The organism is Pseudomonas sp. LBUM1643, from assembly GCF_059716215.1.
The window spans coordinates 4578517-4601756 of record NZ_CP166813.1; the positions used below are offsets into that span (position 1 = coordinate 4578517).

General features: G+C 58.8%; 15 protein-coding genes. 8 read left to right on the forward strand and 7 right to left on the reverse strand.

All coding sequences use genetic code 11. The annotated features are described in order from the left end of the window. Position 1 precedes the first annotated feature (1 nt). From tssI to ACA063_RS20680, 5 genes are all read right to left on the reverse strand, one after another. Positions 2-1843: a type VI secretion system tip protein TssI/VgrG gene (tssI, locus tag ACA063_RS20660; protein WP_497663167.1), complete on the reverse strand. Its 1842-nt coding sequence runs from the start codon at positions 1841-1843 to the stop codon at positions 2-4. A 55-nt stretch (positions 1844-1898) separates the two neighbouring features. After that, positions 1899-2624 carry a hypothetical protein gene (locus ACA063_RS20665; protein WP_497663168.1) on the reverse strand — a complete coding sequence of 242 codons (726 nt, stop codon included), beginning with the start codon at positions 2622-2624 and terminating at the stop codon, positions 1899-1901. Positions 2625-2634: 10 nt separating this feature from the next. Next, complete coding sequence (locus ACA063_RS20670; protein ID WP_497663169.1) at positions 2635-3666, reverse strand: hypothetical protein; 1032 nt, start codon at positions 3664-3666, stop codon at positions 2635-2637. 583 nt (positions 3667-4249) lie between these two features. Continuing rightward, on the reverse strand, positions 4250-5587 hold the full coding sequence (locus ACA063_RS20675; RefSeq protein ID WP_497663170.1) for a lysine N(6)-hydroxylase/L-ornithine N(5)-oxygenase family protein: 1338 nt from the start codon (positions 5585-5587) through the stop codon (positions 4250-4252). 134 nt (positions 5588-5721) lie between these two features. Further along, positions 5722-6204: a sigma-70 family RNA polymerase sigma factor gene (locus ACA063_RS20680; RefSeq protein WP_162441101.1), complete on the reverse strand. Its 483-nt coding sequence runs from the start codon at positions 6202-6204 to the stop codon at positions 5722-5724. Between the two features lie 319 nt (positions 6205-6523). On the opposite strand from ACA063_RS20680, the gene ACA063_RS20685 reads away from it, so the two are divergent. From ACA063_RS20685 to ACA063_RS20695, 3 genes are read left to right on the forward strand one after another with little or no spacing between them, the layout of a single operon-like run. Continuing rightward, positions 6524-7696: an efflux RND transporter periplasmic adaptor subunit gene (locus ACA063_RS20685; protein ID WP_497663171.1), complete on the forward strand. Its 1173-nt coding sequence runs from the start codon at positions 6524-6526 to the stop codon at positions 7694-7696. Further along, complete coding sequence (locus ACA063_RS20690; protein ID WP_497663172.1) at positions 7697-9670, forward strand: MacB family efflux pump subunit; 1974 nt, start codon at positions 7697-7699, stop codon at positions 9668-9670. A 7-nt stretch (positions 9671-9677) separates the two neighbouring features. Next, a complete protein-coding gene (locus tag ACA063_RS20695) occupies positions 9678-11072 on the forward strand; it encodes an efflux transporter outer membrane subunit (RefSeq protein ID WP_497663173.1) in 1395 nt (464 codons plus the stop codon). Positions 11073-11344: 272 nt separating this feature from the next. On the opposite strand, the gene pvdP is transcribed toward ACA063_RS20695, so the two are convergent. Beyond that, complete coding sequence (gene pvdP / locus ACA063_RS20700) at positions 11345-12973, reverse strand: pyoverdine maturation tyrosinase PvdP (RefSeq protein ID WP_497663174.1); 1629 nt, start codon at positions 12971-12973, stop codon at positions 11345-11347. Between the two features lie 253 nt (positions 12974-13226). Between pvdP and pvdM the strand changes: the two genes are divergently transcribed. From pvdM to ACA063_RS20725, 5 genes are all read left to right on the forward strand, one after another. Then, the gene (gene pvdM, locus ACA063_RS20705) at positions 13227-14576 is read left to right on the forward strand and encodes a pyoverdine-tailoring dipeptidase-like protein PvdM (protein ID WP_497663175.1); all 1350 of its coding nucleotides are present in this window, start codon (positions 13227-13229) and stop codon (positions 14574-14576) included. 31 nt (positions 14577-14607) lie between these two features. Beyond that, complete coding sequence (gene pvdN / locus ACA063_RS20710; protein WP_497663176.1) at positions 14608-15888, forward strand: pyoverdine-tailoring periplasmic protein PvdN; 1281 nt, start codon at positions 14608-14610, stop codon at positions 15886-15888. A 246-nt stretch (positions 15889-16134) separates the two neighbouring features. Further along, positions 16135-17013 carry a dihydropyoverdine dehydrogenase gene (pvdO, locus tag ACA063_RS20715; protein WP_497663177.1) on the forward strand — a complete coding sequence of 293 codons (879 nt, stop codon included), beginning with the start codon at positions 16135-16137 and terminating at the stop codon, positions 17011-17013. Between the two features lie 452 nt (positions 17014-17465). Next, complete coding sequence (locus ACA063_RS20720; protein ID WP_497663178.1) at positions 17466-19115, forward strand: cyclic peptide export ABC transporter; 1650 nt, start codon at positions 17466-17468, stop codon at positions 19113-19115. Between the two features lie 299 nt (positions 19116-19414). Then, positions 19415-21892 (forward strand): TonB-dependent siderophore receptor, encoded by a 2478-nt coding sequence (locus ACA063_RS20725; protein ID WP_497663179.1) that lies wholly within the window; start codon positions 19415-19417, stop codon positions 21890-21892. A gap of 313 nt (positions 21893-22205) precedes the next feature. Here the strand turns inward: ACA063_RS20725 and ACA063_RS20730 are convergent, their stop codons facing one another. After that, the gene (locus tag ACA063_RS20730) at positions 22206-23162 is read right to left on the reverse strand and encodes an alpha/beta hydrolase (protein WP_497663180.1); all 957 of its coding nucleotides are present in this window, start codon (positions 23160-23162) and stop codon (positions 22206-22208) included. Between the last annotated feature and the right edge of the window lie 78 nt (positions 23163-23240).

Below are 23240 nucleotides of genomic sequence, written 5' to 3' on the forward strand. Positions count from 1 at the left end.
GTCAGCTTGTTTTGTTCAGATTGATGAGGGTTGTTCCTTCCACATCGACCACGATGCCGGCCAAAACAATTGTTCCGTCCTGGTTCATGACCAACTTGCTGGCGCCCACTTCCAGGGTGATGGAAGTCGCTGCCTTGATCTTCACTTCGCTTTTATCGACGGTGACGTAGTACGCCCCCTCTTCAACGGCGATGCTGGTTTCATGCTTGATCGTTTCGGAATGCTTACCGCTCACGTTGATCTGACGATTTCCTCTTACCTTGAGGGTTTCGTCTGCCTCAACTTCGGTGTCCATATTGCGCTCGGCGTGGACAATCACTTGCTCTGCACCGGCCTTGTCTTCGAAACGGAAGGAGTTCGCGTTACTGCCCTTTCCTTTCATTGATCGCGTCAAAAATCCACTCTGCGTCTTGTTCGCTGGCAACGACCAAGGTGGGGAGTTCTGGCTGTTATAGAGGCTGCCCATGATCAGTGGGCGGTCGGGATTGCCGTCGAGGAAAACGACGACGACTTCATCGCCGACACGGGGAATGAGGATGCTGCCGAAGCCTCCACTGGCACCGGACTGAGCGACGCGGACCCAGCACGAGCTTTTGTCGTTGAAGTCGCCATATCGGTCCCAATGGAACTGTACTTTTACCCGCCCGAGCTCGTCGGTATAGATCTCTTCACCCGGGGGCCCAACAATGATGGCGGTTTGCGGACCCGCAATTGCGGGCGTCAGTGTTTCCAGTTGAGGGCGAAATTTTATTTTCTTGCGCACGCAGTGAAATTTGTTGGCATAACCGGCCTGATCGCCGGACAAATAATTGTTGCTGCCTCCGTGCTCAATACTCATCAAAAGAAATTGTCGGTCCTCAGAAGATCCATCATCGTGTTCATAGTGCTGTGTGAGCTCGAACGAATAACCAGGGCGCATAGCTCGGCAGTTACTCAGGCCCACAAAATTTTTGCCTCTAAGCTCCAGCGCTTCGATTCTGTTTCTTACCAGAACTTCACCGTCATCGTAGGTGCCATGGGTGTACTGGCCCATGAAATCGTAAATCTCGTAGGCCGGAACATCGCCCTGTTCATTGATACTTTTCATGCTGACTGGAAGCCGGTTGCCAGGCTGGCGGTAATCAAAGGTCTGGACAGAAATCTTGCTGGATTGCAATTCCCGCTCCGCGCTCCAGTGGGTGATCGAGTCAGCTGTTTCAGTCACTGAGGCGGTGTGAAAACGCACTTGCGGTTGTTCTGGTAATGAGGGCAACAGGGTTGAATCATCCATGATGATCATCGTGTGGCTATCAGCCACGTGCTCGAAGTAAAAGAAAAGCCCTTCGCTTTCCAGCAGCCGCATTACGAAATGCCGATCACTTTCCCGGTATTGGGTGATATAGCTGTGTTTTTTTAATGAGCGTTCGACGCGAAACTCGAATTTGGCAAGTCCTTCATAACGGCCAAAGACCTCTGAAACGACTTCTTCGACCGTTTGATCCTGATAAATCCGAGCGTCATACCGCTGCTCTAACAAGCTGAGCCAGGAACCGATCACCGCCGAATAACGGCACATTCCACCGTCACTACCCACTTTACCGAAACGCACCACATGGCCATTGATGTAGCGTCTATCGCCAGTCGCCAATTCGATTTCGATCGTCGCGGACTGGCCCATCGCCGTTTTCAGTTTTACGCTGGCATCGTCGGACAACAGGTCCAATTGAAAACCAAAATCTGTCGATAAACCTTCATGTCCTGTAAAGGACTCGAGCAATAACGCTTGCCCGCCTTTGAGTGCCATTGTCAGTTTGAATAAACGGCGGTTTTGCGCCGTGAATAGTGATGAAAAATCCATTGTCATGCGTAACTCCTTGTAGTTATTTGAACGCAAAGTCTGCTGCAGCTTTGAAAGAGTTTTATTTAGGTACTGGAGAGTCGAACAAAGAAGTTATCCATTTAAAAAACCTGCCAAGCCACCACCGACTGCGGGCTTCTCGAATTTCGTCTATAACCATGAAAGTGTACGGAATTGGCATGAGTCGTTCTTGAATACGAAGGGTACGCAGACCGCGAATTGAGTGACGCAGAAATAACAGCATCACTACTGAAATGCCTGTACCACCAGCAATTGAAACGACATCACGCGTTATTTCGTCGACGGATTTAATAAATAGACCACCTGTGAATGTCGACACACCTGCGACAAACCCTACACTGTAATTTTTCCTACTCCGTTCTTTCTTTTTTGAGGTCACTCTATTACCGATCACTTCAAACGGAAAAAACGAGGATTTACTTCTGAAAACAACCACAAACACTATACAAACCAATATCAAAGGACTCATACCTCCAACGATAGTTAGCACATTGGATTTACCAAACACGGTAGACATCGACACGTATGCCAAGCTACTTGCCGAATATGCAAATATGCAAATCACAGCTGTTAAAAAAGTAGCCATGTAAACAATGTATCGCTCACACACGTAAATCAGATACAGCGTCCAAATCAAACACCCTACGAATAGCATCAAATATAAATACCAAAAACAATCCAGATTAGAAGGTCCAAAAAGGCCAAAAAAAACGACTGCGAAAAACATGACCCAACACTCTTTTTTTAAATTTTTCACATCAATCATTATAAAATACTCACTTTACAAAAAAATCGCCGATCACTCGATCTACGCCTAAGTGCATAATTAACGACTGAATTCCAAAGGCGCCAAGCCACCCTACCGCTAAAACGACTACTAATGGAGCAACACCTAATCCTACCGCGACAAAAACAATCCCTGTTAATGCACCACTCGCTACTCCACCGGCAAACGCCGCGACATTAACAGGCTGACTATAAACCGACTTCTTATAAAACTCTTCTATCGTCGTGGAATTGCTGTAGTCAACATAAGCCTGTGGCAGTACAGCTAATGCGACGCCCACAGGAGCTCCGGTCATTAATTTGAGGCCACGAGTCGCACCATGACCATGAAGCATCGCCCTATTATTGAGTACAGCCTTGGTTCCATACGCTGGAATATGAGCAACCTGGCTCCCCACCTGACCTAACACCCTATAACTTTGCGCCCGAGCCGTAACAGGCACTTCAAAATGCAATTGCCCCCCGACGCGTATCAATTTGATCTTGCCTTTAAAAGCTTTCTTCGCCGATGTGGAACTTGCCTTTCCACGTTCACTTGCCCATTGAATCAACTTCTTTTTGTCCGCAGGTGACAAATCCAGTAGATCAACCACGGACTTAGACTTTGACATCGCGGCTGCCATGTTGCCGACGGTAATTAACGTGCCAGGCATACTGGTCGAAGAAAACAGCAATGACCCAATGTCGGGAATATCTCCCACCATTTTCTGCAGCTTATTGAGCGCCTCAGCGGATGTGTTTTTTGCGGCATGCAGGCGCTGAATTAATGTCCACAATAACTGCACCGACTCCTGCGCTTCTTCGGGCGTCATGACCGCTTCGGGTGAAGCCAATTCATGAGCCAGAAACATCGCCGCGTTGTAATCATTGGTGGCGTAGTAGCCGGCGAAATTTGGCGAAGCGGGGAAATTGCGAGAGGCAATCTCGCTTGGAAAGGGCAGATTGCCTCCTCCCATCAACCCTGCTTGCCTGCGCAATCCGCGGGGATTTGCGACCGTGCAGGGCAATAGCGTTCCGTCCATGTGCTTTCTCCTTTTCACAGGATTTCAAGCCGGCATGTGTCGCCTGCACCTGCCTTCATCCCGTGGTAATCGTTAATAGTTCCACGGGTTCAACGTAACTAGGCGACACAAAACTTGATGTAGGAAGCTTCCCTGAATCATGTACGACGCCTCCGTGTTTCAAATTATTGCGCCAGCTACCACAGTGTTTTCGTCGATGCTGGCCGCGAGGATTCATGGCCCATGACAGATTTTCAGGCGGTCACCGGGGACACGATTGAGCACGCGTGACAGTGCATCGCGAAACTGCACAAGAGCCATCACGAACGGTTAGGTGTTGTAGAGGGGAGTAGAAAAGTCGGTTCTGGATCAACTGCTATTAGTCGGCAGCAGTGAGCGTAAACGAGACAGCATTTCGCGTTGCGTGGGGGGAATTTCGGGGTTCTTCAGGAAGGGTTCAGGAAGCGTGAATTCGTCGTGCCTGTAGGGACGCCATCGCGAGCAGGCTCACTCCTACATGGGTCCTGTGTATACAGGTCAATGTAGGAGCGAGCCTGCTCTGGGCGGCATTCCGACGATGGCGGTCTGACGACCGACAAAGATCTCAGCTAGCCGTCGCCAACAACAAATCCACCATCGACCGGCTATGCCCACGGTTCTCGCCATGTTCATACAACGACCCTGCAATCTCATCCGCACGGATCGGCAGGATCGACAGCAGGGTGTCGCTCAAACCATGGCTCGCCTGGCAGAAGCCCTGCATATAGATGCCGGCCTTGCAGCGTTCGTCGGTGATCAGTTTGTAGTTGCGGTCCACCTCGAAATCACCCAGATACTGTTCCAGCGGTGCCAGCAGTTTGCGGTGCATCTGGCGCTCATAACCGGTGGCCAGGACCACGGCGTCGTAGTGACGCACCGTGACTTCACCGGTAGCGTTGTTGCGCATCGTCAATTCGATGCCGTGCTCGGTGGCGGTGGCTTTTGAGAGCGTGGTCAGAGTGCGGAATGCATGACGGGCGATACCCGAGACTTTCTGGCGATAGAAGATGCCGTAGATACGCTCGATCAGATCGATGTCCACCACCGAATAGTTGGTGTTGTGGTACTCGTTGACCAGGCGCTCGCGCTCGCTGCTCGCCTGCTGGAACACCAGGTCGGTGAACTCCGGCGAGAACACTTCGTTGACGAAGGGACTGTCATCGGCCGGCTTCAGGGCCGAGCCGCGCAGGATCATGTCCACCTGCACCGACGGGAAGCTGTCGTTCAAATCGATGAACGCTTCCGCGGCGCTCTGCCCGCCCCCGATGATCGCAATGCTCATCGGCTGGTTGTTCACGCACGGCTGCTTGGCCATCTGCGCCAGGTACTGGGAGTGGTGGAACACGCGGCTGTCACCTTTGAGCGCTTTGAACGCTTCGGGAATGCGCGGTGTGCCGCCGGCGCTGACCACCACCGAACGCGTGGTGCGAACGTGCTGCTGACCCTGGGCGTCTTTGGATATCACCCGCAGCGCTTCGACCTGCTGGTTGTGCAGCACCGGCTCAATGGTCAGCACTTCTTCACCGTAGCGGCTCTGGGTGTCGAACTGTGCGGCAACCCAGCGCAGGTAGTCGTTGTACTCCATGCGGCACGGGTAAAAAGTGCCCAGGTTGATGAAATCCACCAGGCGACCGTGGTGCTTGAGGTAATTGACGAAAGAGTAAGGGCTGGTGGGGTTGCGCAGGGTTACCAGGTCTTTGAGGAAGGAGATCTGCAACTCGCTCTGGGTCACCAGGGTGTTGCCGTGCCAGCGGTAGTCGGCCTGCTTGTCGAGAAACAGTACATCCAGTTCACCCTGGCTCGATCCGCGTTCTTGCAGAGCGATGGCCAACGCCAGGTTCGAAGGGCCGAAACCGACGCCGATGAGGTCGTGAACGATGGGCGATGCAATTGCCTGTGTCATTTCCAGTGTCCTCTGGATGAACCCCCGAGCAGCGGGGAGGAAAAGCTAAGTGACCTGACCGGCCCTGGGGCAGGACAGCAGGTCGTCTGTTGAGTAAGGACGAGGACGATGAAACAAAATTTAACACGATGAGATCAGTGGGCATCCCACTGCAGCATCCGCACCCGGCAATGCTTCATCGCGTTGACAATGTGCTTTTCCACCAGCGCACGGGAAATGCCGAGGCGCTCGGCGATCTCCGGATGTGACAGGCCTTCAATCTTGCGCAGCAGAAAACTTTCGCGGCACAACGGCGGCAATTCAGACAAGGCACGCTGGAGCATTTCCAGGCGTTGGCCGTGATCGAGGCTATTGTGCGGGGATGGGGTGAAATAGCGTTCTTCGTTATCGAGCACTTCCAGCGACTCGACCTGACGCAGGGCATTGCGCCGATGGTCGTCGATCACCAGGTTGAGCGCGGTGCGATACAAAAACGCGCGGGGTTGCTCGATCGGCGTGGTGCTGGAGCGTTCCAAAACCCGTAGATAAGCGTCATGCACCACATCTTCGGCCACCTGGCGGTTGCCTAGCTTGGCGTTCAGGAAACACACCAGCTCACGATAGTAGTTTTCCAACATGACTCCCGTCCGCACGGGTGCGGATTCATTCCTTGAGCCACTCTGTCGACCGCCAAAATGGGCAGTGGCAAGATAGTGGCAGAGCGAAGCGCGTAATTTATAGTAATTCTCATATAGATTTAAAGTATTGCTTCATCTTGCCCGACAAATAGTCATGGTCTATATGTGTGCCCCATGTGTCCGAGCCTAAATTCGGCGCGGCTTTTCTCGTATAAAGGACAGCTCCCCGGCTCTGTTGGTCTCCCGACAGCGTTCAACTATTGGCGGATTTTCCCCGCGAACCGAACGACGGGTCGATTTCCATTGACCGGAACCCTGCATGAAACGTCCCCGTCACGCCCGACGCGCCCTGCTTGTAGCACTGTGTCTGATCCCCGTTATCGCCGTCGCCGCCTGGCAGTTCATTCCACCCGGTCGGGATAAGTTCGCCACCGTGCAGGTCACCCGTGGCGACATCGAAAGCAGCGTCACGGCCTTGGGCACGCTGCAACCCCGGCGCTATGTCGACGTCGGTGCCCAGGCGTCCGGGCAAATCCACAAGATCCATGTGGAAGTCGGCGATGTGGTCAAGGAAGGCCAATTGCTGGTGGAAATCGACCCGTCCACGCAACAGGCCAAACTCGATGCCGGAAGTTTCTCTATCGAGAACCTCAAATTTCAGTTGGAGGAACAACGGGCGCAGCACGAACTGGCCCGGCAGAAATTCCAGCGTCAACAGAACCTCAAGGCCGGCGGCGCGACCCGTGAGGAAGACGTGCAGACGGCCCAGGCTGAACTGCGTGCCACCCAGGCGCGCATCGACATGTTGCAGGCACAAATCCGCCAGGCCCAGGCCAACCTGCGCAGCGATAAGGCCGAGCTCGGTTACACGCGAATCTACGCACCGATGGCCGGCACCGTTGTCGCCCTTGATGCCCGTGAAGGCCAGACCCTCAATGCCCAGCAGCAAACGCCGTTGATTTTGCGCATTGCCAAGCTGTCGCCGATGACCGTCTGGGCCGAGGTCTCGGAGGCGGACATCGGTCACGTCAAACCCGGCATGCAGGCCTGGTTCACCACCCTCAGCGGTGGCAATCGACGCTGGAACAGCACCGTGCGCCAGATCCTTCCGGTGCCGCCAAAACCCCTCGATCAAACCAGTCAAGGCGGTGGCAGCCCGGCCAGTTCAAGTAAAAGCGGCAGTGCGCGTGTCGTGCTGTACACCGTGTTGCTCGACGTCGATAACGCCGATAACGCGCTGATGGCAGAGATGACCACCCAAGTGTTTTTCGTGTCCGACCAGGCGAAAAACGTCCTGACCGCGCCCATTGCTGCCCTGCAATCCGGTACAAAAGCGGACATCCAGACCGCCCAGGTAGTCGCCGAGAACGGCAGTCTGCAGCAGCGCGATGTCCATACCGGCATCAGCGACCGACTGCGGGTGCAGATCCTCGACGGCTTGCAGGAAGGCGATCACCTGTTGATCGGACCGGTCGACGGGAGTGGCGGCTGAATGCTGACGCCTCTGATCGACCTGAAGGACATTCGCAAATCCTACGGCGGTGGCGACGCCCCTGAAGTTCACGTGTTGCGCGGCATCGATTTGTCGATCCACGCAGGCGAATTCGTTGCCATCGTCGGCGCCTCGGGCTCCGGCAAATCGACCCTGATGAACATCCTCGGCTGCCTCGACCGCCCGACGTCGGGCGAGTACCGCTTCGCCGGGGAGAACGTCGCCGGGCTCGACAGCGATGAACTGGCCTGGCTGCGTCGCGAAGCCTTCGGCTTTGTGTTCCAGGGGTACCACCTGATTCCGTCCGGCACGGCCCAGGAAAATGTCGAGATGCCGGCGATCTATGCAGGCTTACCAGCGGCCGAACGTCACGCCCGCGCCGCCGCCCTCCTCGACCGCCTCGGCCTGGCATCACGCACCGGCAACCGTCCGCACCAGCTCTCCGGTGGCCAGCAGCAACGGGTGTCCATCGCCCGCGCCCTGATGAACGGCGGCCACATCATTCTGGCCGACGAACCCACCGGCGCCCTCGACAGCCACAGTGGCGCCGAAGTCATGGCGTTGCTCGACGAACTGGCGAGCCAGGGCCACGTGGTGATCCTCATTACCCACGACCGCGAAGTCGCGGCGCGGGCCAAGCGCATCATCGAAATTCGCGACGGGCTGATCATCAATGACAGCGCCACGGACAATCCCGACGTTCAGACTTCAGCCAATCCCGGCGCCTTGCAAGCGGTGGATTTGCGCAAGCGTCTGACCGAAGGCGCCGAAGCCACGGGCGCCTGGAAAGGTGAGCTGGTGGACGCGGTGCAAGCGGCCTGGCGGGTGATGTGGATCAACAAGTTCCGCACCGCACTGACGCTGCTGGGCATCATCATCGGCGTTGCGTCGGTGGTGGTGATGCTGGCCGTTGGTGAAGGCAGCAAGCGCCAGGTGATGGCGCAGATGGGCGCATTCGGCTCCAACATCATTTACCTCAGCGGCTCGTCGCCGAACCCGCGAACCCCGCTGGGCATCGTGACGCTGGACGAGGTCAAGGCGGTGGCGAGCCTGCCGCAGGTGATGCGCATTATGCCGGTCAATGGGCAGTACGCCGGGGTGCGCTTCGGCAATATTGACCATATGAGCTATGTCGGCGGCAACGACACCAACTTTCCGGCCATCTTCAACTGGCCCGTGGTCGAGGGCAGTTACTTCACCGAGGCCGACGAACAGAACGCCGCCGCCGTGGCGGTGATCGGTCACAAGGTGCGGCAGAAACTGTTGAAGAACGTCGCCAACCCGATCGGCCAGTACATCCTGATCGAAAACGTGCCGTTCCAGGTGGTCGGCGTGCTTGCCGAGAAAGGCGCCAGCTCCGGCGACTCCGACAGTGACGACCGCATCGCCATCCCCTACTCGGCGGCCAGCGTACGGTTGTTCGGCACCCATAATCCGGAATACATCGCCATCGCCGCTGCCGATGCGCGCAAGGTCAAGGAGGCGGAACAGGCCATCGAGCAGTTGATGCTGCGCCTGCACAATGGCAAGAAAGATTTCGAACTGACCAACAACGCAGCGATGATCCAGGCCGAGGCGCGCACGCAAAATACTTTATCGCTGATGCTCGGTTCGATTGCAGCGATTTCGTTGTTGGTCGGCGGGATCGGCGTGATGAACATCATGCTCATGACCGTGCGTGAACGAACCCGGGAGATCGGCATCCGCATGGCCACCGGAGCACGCCAGCGCGACATCCTGCGCCAGTTTCTGACCGAAGCGGTGATGCTCTCGGTGGTGGGCGGACTCGCCGGCATTGCACTCGCGTTGATCGTCGGCGGCGTGCTGATCCTCAGCAAAGTGGCGGTCGCCTTTTCCTTGATAGCGGTGCTGGGTGCCTTTGGCTGCGCCTTGGTCACCGGTGTTGTCTTCGGCTTCATGCCGGCCCGCAAAGCTGCCCGACTCGACCCGGTCACGGCCCTTACCAGTGAATGATCGATTTATGAAGCCGCAACTCAGTCTGTTGACCCTCTGCGTGTTGCTCGGCGCGTGCGGCAGTCCCGCTCAGCGTCCGGACAGTGGTATTGCGCCTCCCGCCGCCTGGCAATCGCCCCACAGCGAGAGCGCGACCCGCAGCAATGTGCAGTGGTGGTCGCAGTTCGGCAGCCCACAGCTGGATCGCCTGGTCGAGCAGGCCAGAGTCGGCAGTTTCGACCTGTCCGCCGCCATGGCCCGGGTGCGCCAGGCGCAGGCGGAAACGGTGGTTGCCGGCGGCTCGCAACTGCCGGAGGTCAAGGCCGGCCTGAACGCCAATCGCCAGAAACTGCTGCGCGGCAATGGCTACAGCCAGTTGGATGCCGACAGCAGTAACAAGGCGGTGGACTACTTCGACGCCAACCTCAGCGCCAGCTACGAAATCGATTTCTGGGGCGGCCAACGGGCGTCTCGCGACAGTGCGCAGTTCGCGTTGCAGGCCAGCGAATTCGATCAGGCGACGGTGGAGTTGACCCTGCTCAGCGGCGTCGCCAACGGCTACGCGCAAACCCTGTCACTGCAGGAGCAACAACGCATCGCCGAGCTCAACCTGGCCAACGCACAGAGCGTGCTGAAACTGGTTCAGACGCGCTATGACTCGGGCTCGGCGACAGCGCTGGAGCTGGCGCAACAGAAGAGCCTGGTGGCCGCGCAACAACGGCAATTGCCGTTGGTGCAGCAACAGACGCAGGAAGCGCAGATCAGCCTCGCCGCCCTGCTTGGCCGGCCGGTGCAACAACTGGCCCTGGGGCAGGAACGTTTCGATCAACTGACCTGGCCAACGATTGCGGCCGGGGTGCCCAGCGAGCTGATCAGCCGTCGCCCGGACATTGCCCGCGCCGAAGCGCAACTGGCCGCCGCGCAAGCGGACGTCACCGTTGCGCGTGCCGCCATGCTGCCCACCGTGACCCTGAGTGCCGAACTGGGCTCGGGTGCCGATCGCGCGGCGGATATCCTGCGCAGCCCGTTTTACAACCTCACCGCCGGGCTGCTTGCGCCTGTGTTCAACAATGGTCGTCTGGGTGCCGAGCGTGACAAGGCTACGGCCCGTCAGGAGGAGCTGCTGGAAGCGTATCGCGGGGCAATCATCAATGGCTTCGCCGACGTGGAAAAAGCCCTCAACAGCATTCGCGGGCTGGATGAACAGCGGCAGTGGCAACGGGAAGAACTGAATCAGGCGCAGACGGCGTTCAGCATTGCCCAGAGTCGTTATCAGGCCGGGGCCGAGGATTTGCTGACGGTGCTGGAAACACAGCGATCGCTGTATGCGGCGCAGGATTTGAATGTGCAACTGCGGCTGGCGCGGATGCAGGCGAGTATTGCGCTGTACAAGGCGTTGGGTGGGGGGTGGCAGGTTTTGTAGTGTGATGTACCTGATAGAGCCTCATCGCGGCAGCGGTATCTACACATCTTGTCGTGGCACACACCGAACTTGTGGCGAGGGAGTTTACTCCCGCTGGGCTGCGCAGCAGCCCTAAAGCCGGTCGCTGATTTTTTCTGAAGGACCGTGACTGCCATTGGGGCTGCTGCGCAGCCCAGCGGGAGTAAACTCCCTCGCCACAGTAGTGCCCGATCCTGAAACTTGTGTAGATACCAAAACTCATTGCAGGTCTGCCCGCGATCGATAACGCGGTCTCAAGCCTGGCTTTGTTTGGCCTTCAAATGCCGTGCATACCAAGGCCGCTGCGGGACTTTGCGGAACAGGTTCGCCAGCTTCTTCTCGTCCTCGCCAAAGGTAATGCGCAACGCCAGCTTCATGGTTTCCGGATCCATTTCCACCGACTTGCCCGGCTGCAAACCCGGCGTGGTGCTGCAGCCATGGGTGCCCGGCCCCAGCCAGGGATCATCAACCTCGACCCAACGCCCCGGCGCGAACCACGCCACGCCGTTGACCTCCAACCGATTCACCTCGCCCGGATGAAACCGCTCATGAGCCCGAAACCAGTCTTCGAGGCGATCATCGATCCAGCCATGAAAATGCCAGAACACCGGGTTCACGTGGGACGAAAACGGGTCGCCGAGAAAGTCGTTTTCCGCCGCGAACCAGCGCGCGGAAAAGTCCGACGGATCTCTTGCAAAGGGCACTGGCTGGCCATTGGACGGGTCGCGCGGCACCGAGGCCCAGCGCATGTGCAGCCAATCGTGCAGGCCTAACTCGACCTCTGAACCGAACTGGCCCAAGGTCAGCTTCGACAGATAACGCGGATCGCGATAGCGCGATTCCCATACCTGGAAATTGCTGTGGTAGGTCTCGGCGGTTTTGATGTCGGCGACCCACTGCGAGTATTCAGCGTCGTCGTCCGCCAACCAGGTCGGTGGCAACGCGGTGCCGTCGTGATTATCGAAATACGCTGCGAAGCCCACACGATCGCGGACCAGTTCCGGTTGCGGCAACGGGAAGTGCGGCCATGACGGCAGGTTCTGCATCGAGCGCGCCGTGCCGAGCATGTGCCGGTGCATGAAAAAAAAGTCCACGCCGGACCCATTGCGATCCTTGCGCGCGCCACGCGCATCGCGCTCCTTGTCTCTCGGGCCGGGCTGCCAGCCAATGCCGCGCAAGGCATTGCGCTTGTCTTCGGGCAGCGTGTGCCACTTGTCCCGGGAGGCGTGCCAGAGCTGGTGAAACAGGCGGTGTTCCGGGGAAATCAGCCAGGCCAACAGCGGCGCATTAAGACCCGTGCGCTCCCGGGCTTCGGGAAAGGTGCGCTTGACGGCGATGAACCGATTGTCCTGGGCGGTCAACATCAGCGGCCGATCCAGGTTGAGCACCCGACCACTGAGCGTGCCGCTGCCGGCATTGCCAAACCCGGCCCATACCTCGTCCAGGGACATGCTGAACTCGTAATCCGGCGTGTCGTGAAGTGCATTGGCGCTGATCAGTCGCCAGCTCAGTTCGGCAGGTTTGGCATTTGCCAGATCGCCCAATACCCGGTAGCGCGGCGCCTCGCTGGCACGCAACCGCTCGGCGGTGTCGAGAAACCCGATCAAACCGCGACCCTTGTGACCGACGTCGAGGAACACTTCCAGACCGTCCCCAGGCAAGCCTTCGAGACCGGCGTCACGCCCCTCAAAGCGAATCTGCCAGACGCCACGCAAGGTGTTCGCCAGATGCTGGCCGGCGACATCCGCCACGTCGAACGAGGCTTCCCCGGGGGTAATCGTCGTATCCGGTTTGCTCCATTCGCGATGCCCATAAAAAGCCGCAGGCACGGCGGCACCGGTCAGCGCCAGGCCTGCCATGAACCATCGTCGAGAAATCGTCATTGCCCTACCTGTGTCAGCCATGAAGCAGGCTTTATCCAAGCTAGAACGTTCATCCCCTTCAAAAATTTAACAGCATCGCCAGCAGGCTGGCTCCCACAGTGGATCTGCAGTGTTCACAAAATCCCTGTGGGAGCGAGCCTGCTCGCGATGAGGCCTGCACATTCACCTAAATTCTTCCTCCGTCCACTCGTTCATCCCAGATAGCAAAGGCCCCTGCGCCCGCACCGGGGCGGCGAACATGACTGAGATGGCAATGACAAAACCACGTTCGAAAAAGGCTCTTTACCTCGGCCTGCCCCTGGCGCTGGCCATCAGCGCCGGTGCGGGCTATGCGGCCTGGGATTACTGGTTCAAGGACAATCCTGGTTACCCGGTGCAGGTGATGAAGCAAGCCGATGAGCTGCAGGAGCGCATCCTTTCCTTCGACAGCCACGTTACTGTCCCGCTGGACTTCGGCACCGCCGGCAACGAAGCCGACAAGGACGGCACCGGTCAGTTCGACCTGGTCAAGACCGGTCGCGGTCGCCTATCCGGCGCAGCCCTGACCATCTTCGGCTGGCCGGAAATCTGGAACGGCGAGAACGCGCCGCACCGCCCCACCGCCGGGTTCGTCGACGAGGCGCGGTTCGAGCAGGAAACCCGCTACAAAATCATCAGCACGATGGTGCGCGACTTTCCCAATCAGGTCGCCATCGCCTACACCCCCGACGACTTCCGGCGCCTGCACGGCGAAGGCAAGTTCGCGATTTTTCTCAGCATGCTCAACGCCTACCCGCTGGGCAACGACCTGAACGCCCTGGACACATGGGCGGCACGGGGCATGCGCATGTTCGGCTTCAGTTACGTGGGCAACAACGCCTGGGCCGACTCCTCCCGCCCGCTGCCGTTTTTCAATGATTCCCGTGACGCCCTCGGCGGCTTGTCGGAGATCGGCCAGCAGGCCGTGCATCGGCTCAATGACCTCGGGGTGATCATCGATGTATCGCAAATGTCGACCAAGGCACTGGAACAAGTCGCGCGACTAAGCCGCACGCCGATGGTGGCCTCGCATTCGGCGCCGCGGGCGCTGGTGGACATCCCGCGCAACCTCAGCGACCAGGAAATGCAGCTGATCAAGAACAGTGGCGGCGTGGTGCAGATCGTCGGTTTCCCGACCTACATCCGCCCGCTCAGCCAGGCCACCCAGGACAAGCTCAACGCCCTGCGTGCGCGCTTCGATCTGCAGCCCTTGCAAGGCCTGGAAATGGCCTTGATGCCGGGTGATCCGATCATCACCGTCTGGTCCGAGCAGCGCTTCGGCGAGTACGCCAGCCAGCTCTACGCGATTGTCGATGAAGAGCCCAAAGCCACACTCAAGGACTATGGCGACGCTATCGACTATGCAGTGAAGAAAATCGGTATCGACCATGTCGGCATCAGTTCCGACTTCAACGACGGCGGTGGTCTCGATGGCTGGAAAGACGTCAGCGAAGCCCGCAACGTGACGGCCGAGCTGATCAGTCGCGGCTACAGCGACGCCGACATCGCCAAGCTCTGGGGCGGTAATTTCCTGCGGGTCTGGGACCAGGTGCAGCGGTCGTCGAAACCTGTGGCGAACCACTGATTTTTCTCTTTTGCAAAAGCGAACCGAGCTCATGAGCAACCGTCGTTCATTCCTCAAGCAGGCCGGCCTCCTTGCCGCGGGCCTGCCCTTGGGTGCCGCTGTGAACCTGCCGGCATTGGCCGCCAATCCAGCGCCGTTGCCGAAGGACAAATGGGCGCAGTTGCGTCAGCTGTTCAATCAGGATCCGGACTACCTGCACTTCGCCAACTTCCTGGTGACGTCGCACCCGAGGCCCGTGCGCGAAGCCATCGACAGGCACCGCGCCAACCTCGACCGCAACCCCGGCCGAGCCATGGACTGGGACCTGGGGGAAACCGAGAAGCGTGAACAGGAAGTTCGCGTGTGGGCTGCTCGTTACCTGAAGGCCACCCCTGAACAGATCGCCCTCACCGGCAGCACCACCGAGGGTTTGTCGCTGATCTACGGTGGCATCCATGTGCGCCCGGACCAGGAAATCCTCACCACCGAACACGAGCACTACGCGACCCATTACACGCTGGATTACCGCCAACAGAAGGACGGGGTGAAGATCCGCAAGCTCAAGCTGTTCGAAAGCAGTCGCGACATTTCGGAGGACGAAGTACTGGCGTCGATTGCCCAGGGCATTCGCCCGAACACCCGTGTGCTGGGCATGACCTGGGTGCAGTCGGGCAGCGGCGTGAAACTGCCCATCGGCGAAATCGGCAAGCTGGTGGAGGAACAGAACCGCAACCGCGACGACAAAGACCGCATTCTGTACGTGGTCGACGGCGTGCATGGCTTCGGTGTCGAAGACCTCGATTTTCCTGACATGCAGTGCGACTTCTTCATCGCCGGTACGCATAAATGGATGTTCGGTCCACGCGGCACCGGGATCATTTGCGCCCGCTCCGCCGAGCTCAAAGACGTGACGCCAACCATCCCGACCTTCTCCGAGGCGACGTCCTTCTCGACCATCATGACCCCCGGCGGCTATCACAGCTTCGAGCATCGATGGGCGCTGGATGAGGCGTTCAAGCTGCACCTGCAATTGGGCAAGGCCGAGGTGCAGGCACGCATTCATGCGCTGAACACGTATGCGAAAAATCGCCTGCTGGAACAGTCGCAGATCGAGTTGGTGACCCCGCAAAGCTCGGCGCTGTCGGCTGGCTTCACCTTCTTCCGGATCAAGGATCGCGACTGCGAAAAAGTCGCCGCGCAGTTGATGGCAAACTGCGTGGTCTGCGATTCGGTGGAACGTGATGTCGGCCCGGTGATCCGGATTGCACCGGGTTTGCTCAACACCGAACACGAGATCGACCGATTCATGGGTTTGCTGAGTACGATCGCGTGACGCTGCGCACCTGCAATCAGAAACACACGCTCTGGTGGCGAGGGAGTTTATCGAATCGTCGCACCGTCCCGCTGGACTGCGCACCAGGTCCAATTTTGGGGATGCTTCGCAACCCAACGGGGATAAATCCCCTCGCCACCATGGTGCTAGTGAGCAAAATCGCGTGACGCTACACACAGGCTCTTGTGATGCGTTGCTTGCGCTGGCTGCGTTACACCACCCGTTTTTTTTCACTCGAGATGACTCATGAATCGAGATCTGCCGACACTGCCGCTCAAGGCGCTCGCCCTCACCGCACTCATGGCCGCTCTTGCGCCTGCCACCGCCCAGGCCGCCACTGCGCCACAGGCGGGCAAGGTGTTCAAGGACTGCCGGGGCTGCCCGGAAATGGTCGTGCTGCCCGCTGGTACGTTCACCATGGGCACGCCGGATGATGAAGTCGGGCGCGAGCCCGATGAAAGTCCGATGCATGCGGTGACCTTCGCCAAGCCCTTCGCCATGAGCCGCTTTCAGGTCACCGCCGGTGAGTGGGACAGCTACCTGCGCGAGAGTGGCGTGACCATCGCCAATGGCGACACCCGGCCAGGTCGCGAGTGCGTCGCCAGCAAACCGCGCTACCCCCAGGGCCCGCGCCAGCCTGCGGTGTGCATGAACTTTGACGACGTGAAGAACTACGTCGCCTGGCTGTCGAAAAAGACCGGGCAGAACTATCACATGGTCAGTGAAGCCCAGCGCGAATACGCCGCCCGTGGCGGTACCAAGGGACCGTTCCCCTTCCCGTTCGACGAGGGCAAGGCCTACAGCATCGCCAGACACGCCAACACCTATGGCCCGGCGGACGGCTACAGCTACAGCTCGCCCGTGGGCAGCTATCCAGCGAACGCGTTCGGCATGTACGACATGCATGGCAACGTCTACGAATGGGTCGAAGACTGCGAGCATCCGAACTACGTCGGCGCCCCCACCGACGGCAGCGCATGGCTGGAACCCAATTGCGAAGCGGTGCGGATTCGCGGCAACGACTGGGGTGAGGCTCCGGTGTTTTCCCGTTCGGGCAATCGCAACAGCCAGTACCCGCAAGAGCGTGGGGACTGGATAGGGTTGCGGATCGTGCGCGACCTGTAAGCCATGCAGTTCCCCTTCGCCCCGCACACCTCCACCCTGTAACGCCGGGACGCCGTAACGCCGTAACGCCGCACCACGGCACCACGGCACCACCGCACTACCGCACTACCGCACTACCGTAACGCCGCACCACCGCACTACCGTAACGCCGCACCACCGCACCACCGCACGACCGTGACGCCGCACCACCGCATTACCGCACCGCCATAACGCCGCACCGCCGCACACCGCACGACCGTCACGCCGTAACGCCGCCCCCCTGTAGGAGCTGCCGCAGGCTGCGATCTTTTGATCTTGCTTTTTGACATCAACATCAAAAGATCGCAGCCTGCGGCAGCTCCTACAGGGGGTTGCGTGTGATGCCTTCACCGCCAGTCGGCGCCCCTCTAAATTAAGCCTGCGACCAGACGTTCTACTGGGTATCTGCCTTTACACCCAAGGAACTGTCTTCCATGACCCAACCTCCTCGTGGCGCCATCGGCGAGTTGTTCGCCTTGTTGAAACCGTTTCGGCTCATCGTCGCCGCGTCCATTTTCCTGGGCATGGTGGGCGGCTTGAGCGTGACGGTCTTGCTGGCGACCATCAACAACGCCCTGCATTCGGACACCGGCCTGACCCAAGGCGTGGTCGCGTTGTTCGCGGGGCTGTGCCTGTTGGCGCTGGCCAGTTCGATCTGCTCGGACATCGGCACCAATTACGTCGGCCAGCACATCATCGCCAAACTGCGTAAACAGTTGGGTGAAAAGGTCCTGTCGGCGCCCATCGAGCAGATCGAGCGCTACCGCAGCCACCGCTTGATTCCGGTGCTGACTCACGACGTCGACACCATCAGCGATTTCGCCTTTGCCTTCGCGCCACTGGCGATTTCCGTCACGGTGACCTTGGGTTGCATGGGTTATCTGGCAATGCTGTCGTGGCCGATGTTCCTGATCATGGTCGCTGCGATCCTGATCGGCACGGCGATCCAGGCCTACGCCCAGAGCAAGGGTGTGCAAGGTTTCATGGCCGCCCGCGATGCCGAAGATGAACTGCAAAAGCACTACAACGCGATTGCCGAAGGTGCCAAGGAACTGCGTATTCATCGCCCGCGCCGCCAACGCATGTTCGTCTCGGGGATCAAGGCCACGGCCGAATTCATCTGCAACACCCAAGTGCGCTCGATCAACACCTTCGTCATCGCCAAGACCTTTGGCTCCATGCTGTTCTTCGTGGTGATCGGCCTGGCCCTGGCATTGCAAACCTACTGGCCGAGCGCTGATAAAACCGTGATGAGCGGCTTTGTGCTGGTGCTGCTGTACATGAAAGGGCCGCTGGAACATTTGATCAGCACCCTGCCGATTGTCAGCCGCGCGCAAATCGCCTTCCGCCGGATCGCCGAACTGTCGGAGCAATTTTCCACCCCCGAACCGCATCTGCTCCTGAGCGATCAGGGCCAGGTCAAACAAGCGGTGCACGAACTGAAACTCGCCGATGTGCGTTTCGCCTTCCCTGCCGCCGAAGGCGCTGCGCCCTTCCAGCTGGGTCCGGTGAACCTGACGATCAAGCAAGGCGACATCACCTTTATCGTCGGCGAAAACGGCTGCGGCAAGACAACGCTGATCAAGCTGCTGCTGGGGCTGTACACGCCGCAGCAGGGGGAAATCAGCGTCAATGGCGAGGCGATCGATGCGCAGAATCGCGATGACTACCGCCAGTTGTTCACCACGATCTTTGCCGACTACTACTTGTTCGATGACGTGGTTCAGGGCGATCAACACATCCCTGAAGACGCCAACAAATACCTGCAACGGCTGGAGATTTCGCACAAGGTCAGCGTCAAGGACGGCAGCTTCACCACCACCGACCTGTCCACCGGCCAGCGAAAACGCCTGGCCCTGGTCAATGCCTGGCTCGAAGAGCGTCCGGTGCTGGTGTTCGATGAATGGGCGGCGGATCAGGACCCGACCTTCCGGCGAATCTTCTACACCGAGTTGCTGCCGGACCTGAAGCGCCTGGGCAAGACCATCATCGTGATCTCCCACGATGACCGGTATTTCGATGTAGCGGATCAGTTGGTGCGGATGGAAAGCGGCAAGGTCATCACCGAATTGGTCCCGGCCTGACTCGACCGCTTCATGTAGCAGCTGGCGAAGCCTGCGTCCGGCTGCGAAGCAGTCGTAAACCCTGCAAGCGAGGTCTGTCTGATGCACCGCGATTTCTGGTTTTGCGACTGCTTCGCAGCCGGACGCAGGCTTCGCCAGCTGCTACAGGGGGGCGGTGTGAGTAGGGAATTTCGCGGCAATCCACCCTCATGAATTTATTTTTAAAGTTTCTTTCCGGTTTTGTGTCTGCGCCCCGTCTTAATAATCATTCTTATTAACAAAAACGCTGCACAACACTTTTTCAGGAGCTCAGGTACGTAATGCGACCTCAAACACGCCGCACACCTCTCGCGCTGGCCGTACAGCGCCCGACTTTGCATCGCACCCTGTTCACCAGCGTATTGCTGACCGCCACCTTGCTGGGGAGCTCGATGGCCAATGCTGCACCTGTAAAAGTGAGTATCCCGGTTCAACCGCTGTCCAGCGCGCTGACCGAGCTGGGCATGCAGACCAATCTGCAGATTCTCTACAGCCCGGACCAGGTCGCAGGGATCAAGTCCCGCGCAGTGTCCGGTTCGCTGGAGCCGTCGCAAGCCCTGTCGGAACTGCTCAAGGGCACCGGCATCTCGTTCCAGATCAACGGCAACACCGTGACCCTGGTGTCCGGCGGCGGTTCGAGCCTGCAACTGGGCGCAACCACCATTTCCGGCCAGGCTCTGGGCCTGACCACTGAAGACACCGGTTCCTACACCACCGGCGCGACGACTACGGCGACCAAGTTGCCGCTGACCATTCGTGAAACACCACAGACGGTGACCGTGGTGACGCGTCAGCTGATGGATGATCGGGGTGTACTAAGCGTCAGTGACGCGTTGCGCAACACACCCGGCGTCACGTATCAAAAGTACGACAGTGACCGTACCGAATTTTCCGCCCGTGGCTTTGCCATCACCAACTTTCAATACGATGGCGTCAACATCCCTTACGACGGTGTTTACGGAGAAAACCCGAACAACAGCGACGACGCCGCCAGCCTCGATCGCATCGAAGTCATCAAAGGCGCTACCGGCCTGATGACCGGTTCAGGCGACCCGTCGGCCACCGTCAACCTGGTGCGCAAAAAACCGACCAAGGAATTCAAGGCTTCGGTCAGCGCCACTGCGGGCTCCTGGGATAACTACCGCACTGAAGGCGACATCTCTGGTTCGTTGACCGAGTCCGGCAATGTTCGCGGCCGTTTCGTCGGTGCCTTGCAGGACAAAGATTCGTACATCGACCATTACAGCCAGAAGAAAGACCTGTTCTACGGCGTCCTTGAAGCTGACCTTACCGACGACACCCTGCTGACCGTGGGCGTCGACAAGTCCAGTGCCACCCCACGCGGCAGCTCCTGGACAGGGAACTCGCCGTATTTCACCGACGGCGGTCGCACCGATTTCTCCCGTAGCTTCAACCCGGGTGCCGATTGGAGCCGTCGTGACTTCGACAGCATTACCTACTTCGCATCGCTGGAACAGGCGCTCGCCAATGACTGGAAATTCAAAGCCAGCTTCGACCAGAAAACCACCGATCACGACACTCAACTAGCCTCGGCCAGTGGTGGTTACGCAGACCGTGCCACGGGCGAAGGCAACTTCTTCTACTGGGGTCGCTGGGAAGGTCATCGTGTACAAAATACGGCTGACATGAACGTCTCCGGCCCGTTCTCCCTCGGCGGTCGCGAACATGAACTGGTCGCCGGCTTCATGACATCCCACTCGCGCCAGACCGGTGCCACCTACGACACCAGCGCGTTCGAACTGGTCCCGGGCAGCATCTATGACTGGAACGGTACACTGGCGAAACAGGAATTCCCGAAGAACGGCAAATACGAACGCACCATTAGCCAGAACGGCCTGTACCTGGCCACGCGCCTGCGTCCGACCGACGACCTGTCGTTCATCCTCGGCACCCGCCTGAGTACTTTCAAGTACAACGAGGACTACTCTTACTACCCGGGCGCAACCCTGACCGACAGCCACGCCAGCTATAAGGAACACGGTGTCGTCACCCCTTACGCCGGTATCGTCTATGACCTGAATGATGTCTATTCGGTCTACGCCAGCTACACCAAGATCTACCAGCCACAGATCTACAAGGACATCACCGGATCGACGCTCAAACCGGTTGAAGGCGACAGCTACGAGACTGGCATCAAGGCGGCCTACTTCGAAGGCAAGCTGAACGCCACCCTCGCACTGTTCCAGATCGAGCAGGACAACGTTGCTCAATACGTCACGACCGATACGCTGACGGGCACTGACCTTTACGAACCCATCTCCGGCGCTAAAACCAAGGGTATCGAACTGGAACTGGCCGGCGAACTGGCGCAGGACTGGAACGTATCGGCTGGCTATACCTACGCCCGTACCCGCGACAAGGACGGACAACGTGTCTACGGTTTCCCGCTGGCAACAAGCAAACCGGAACATGTGATCCGTACGTTCACCACCTACCGCCTGCCTGGCGCGCTTAACCAGGTGACCGTCGGCGGCGGCGTCAGCTGGCAGAGCTCGTTCTACGGTCAGAGCTTCAGCCCTGACGTGGGCAATGGCGAAGGCGGCGCCACCTCGCTCAAGCAAGGCGGCTACACCCTCGTCGACCTGATGACCCGTTACCAGTACGACGAACATCTGAGCTTCACCGCCAACGCCAACAACGTGTTCGACAAGAAGTACCAGTCCGGCCTTGGCAACTTCGGCACCACGTTCTACGGCGAGCCGCGCAACCTGCAGCTGACCGCGAAGTATGATTTCTGAGCGATAAGCTGAAATGAGAAATGCCCGTATCGTGAGATGCGGGCATTTTTTTTGGGCCATGGATTTGTGTTGAGTGTGCTGCCGCCTTCGCGAGCAAGCCGCCCCCACTTTGAGCGATGGTGGTGCTGGTTTTTGTGATCAGCGCGATACCCTTGTGGGAGCGAGCCTGCTCGCGATAGCGGACCGGCAGTCACTTCATGGTTGTCTGTCCCGCCGCCATCGCGAGCAGGCTCGCTCCCACCCTCGATCGTCAGCGACTCCAGGTTTTGTGCTAATCCGGAAAACGCGGGGGCGACGGGTCGGTTTTTTTGTCTCAGAACCGCGAACGCACCCACTGCGCCACTTGCGCGTGAATGGCTTCCACTTCGCTCAACAACCCGCCCATGCGCAGGAAGTCGTGGGTCATGCCCGGTTGTTCCAGCAGTGTCACCTCGTTCCCCGCTTCTCGCAGCCGCTCGGCGTAGGCCAGTCCTTCGTCATGCAACGGATCGTGCCCGGCAAGGTAAACCAGTGCCGGCGCTAAATCTGATAGATCCTGCGCCAGCAATGGCGAGCAGCGCCAGTCGGCGAGGTCTGCGGGTGTGCGGCTGTAGTGGGCGTAGAACCAGTCCAGTGTCGGAGTTTCGAGCAAGTAACCTTCGGCGAAATCCCGATGGGACGCGCGCTGGGTGGTGGCATCGGTGACCGGGTACACCAGCACCTGGGCCTTGGGTTTCAGTGTGAATTCGGCAGGTTCACACACCGCCATGATCGACAGGACCGTTGCCAACGTGGCACCGACGCTGTCACCCGCCAACGCCACGCGCGTTGCATCGAGGCCATGTTGCGCACCCTCGCGCACCAGCCAGTTGCCCGCATCGCAAGCGTCCTGCACCGGGGTCGGGAAACGCCATTGCGGGGCCAGACGATAATCCACCGCCAACAGGGCGAACCCGCCTTGCGCGGCCAGGCGTCGGCATAGCGCGTCGTGGGAGTCGAGGCTGCCGACAACATAGCCACCGCCGTGAAAATACAGCACCACGGGTTGCAAGCCGTCGCCTCCTTGGCCGTCACGATACAACCGCGCAGGCAGGCTGAATCCGTCTCGCGCGGTAATCGTAATTGACTGGCAGGACACCGATTCCAGCGGTGTATCGAGGAAGCCCGAGGAGGCTTCGAAATCGATCCGCGCCTGCTCCGGGGTGAGTTCGTGCATGGCGCGGCTCTTGCCGGTCATGCGGCCGAACTCGGCGAGTTCGAGGAATGCTTCAAGTTCTGGCAAAACAGGCATGGGGTGAATCCTTCTACACAAACATGGCAATAAATAATCTTGTAGGAGCTGTCGAGTGAAACGAGGCTGCGATCTTTT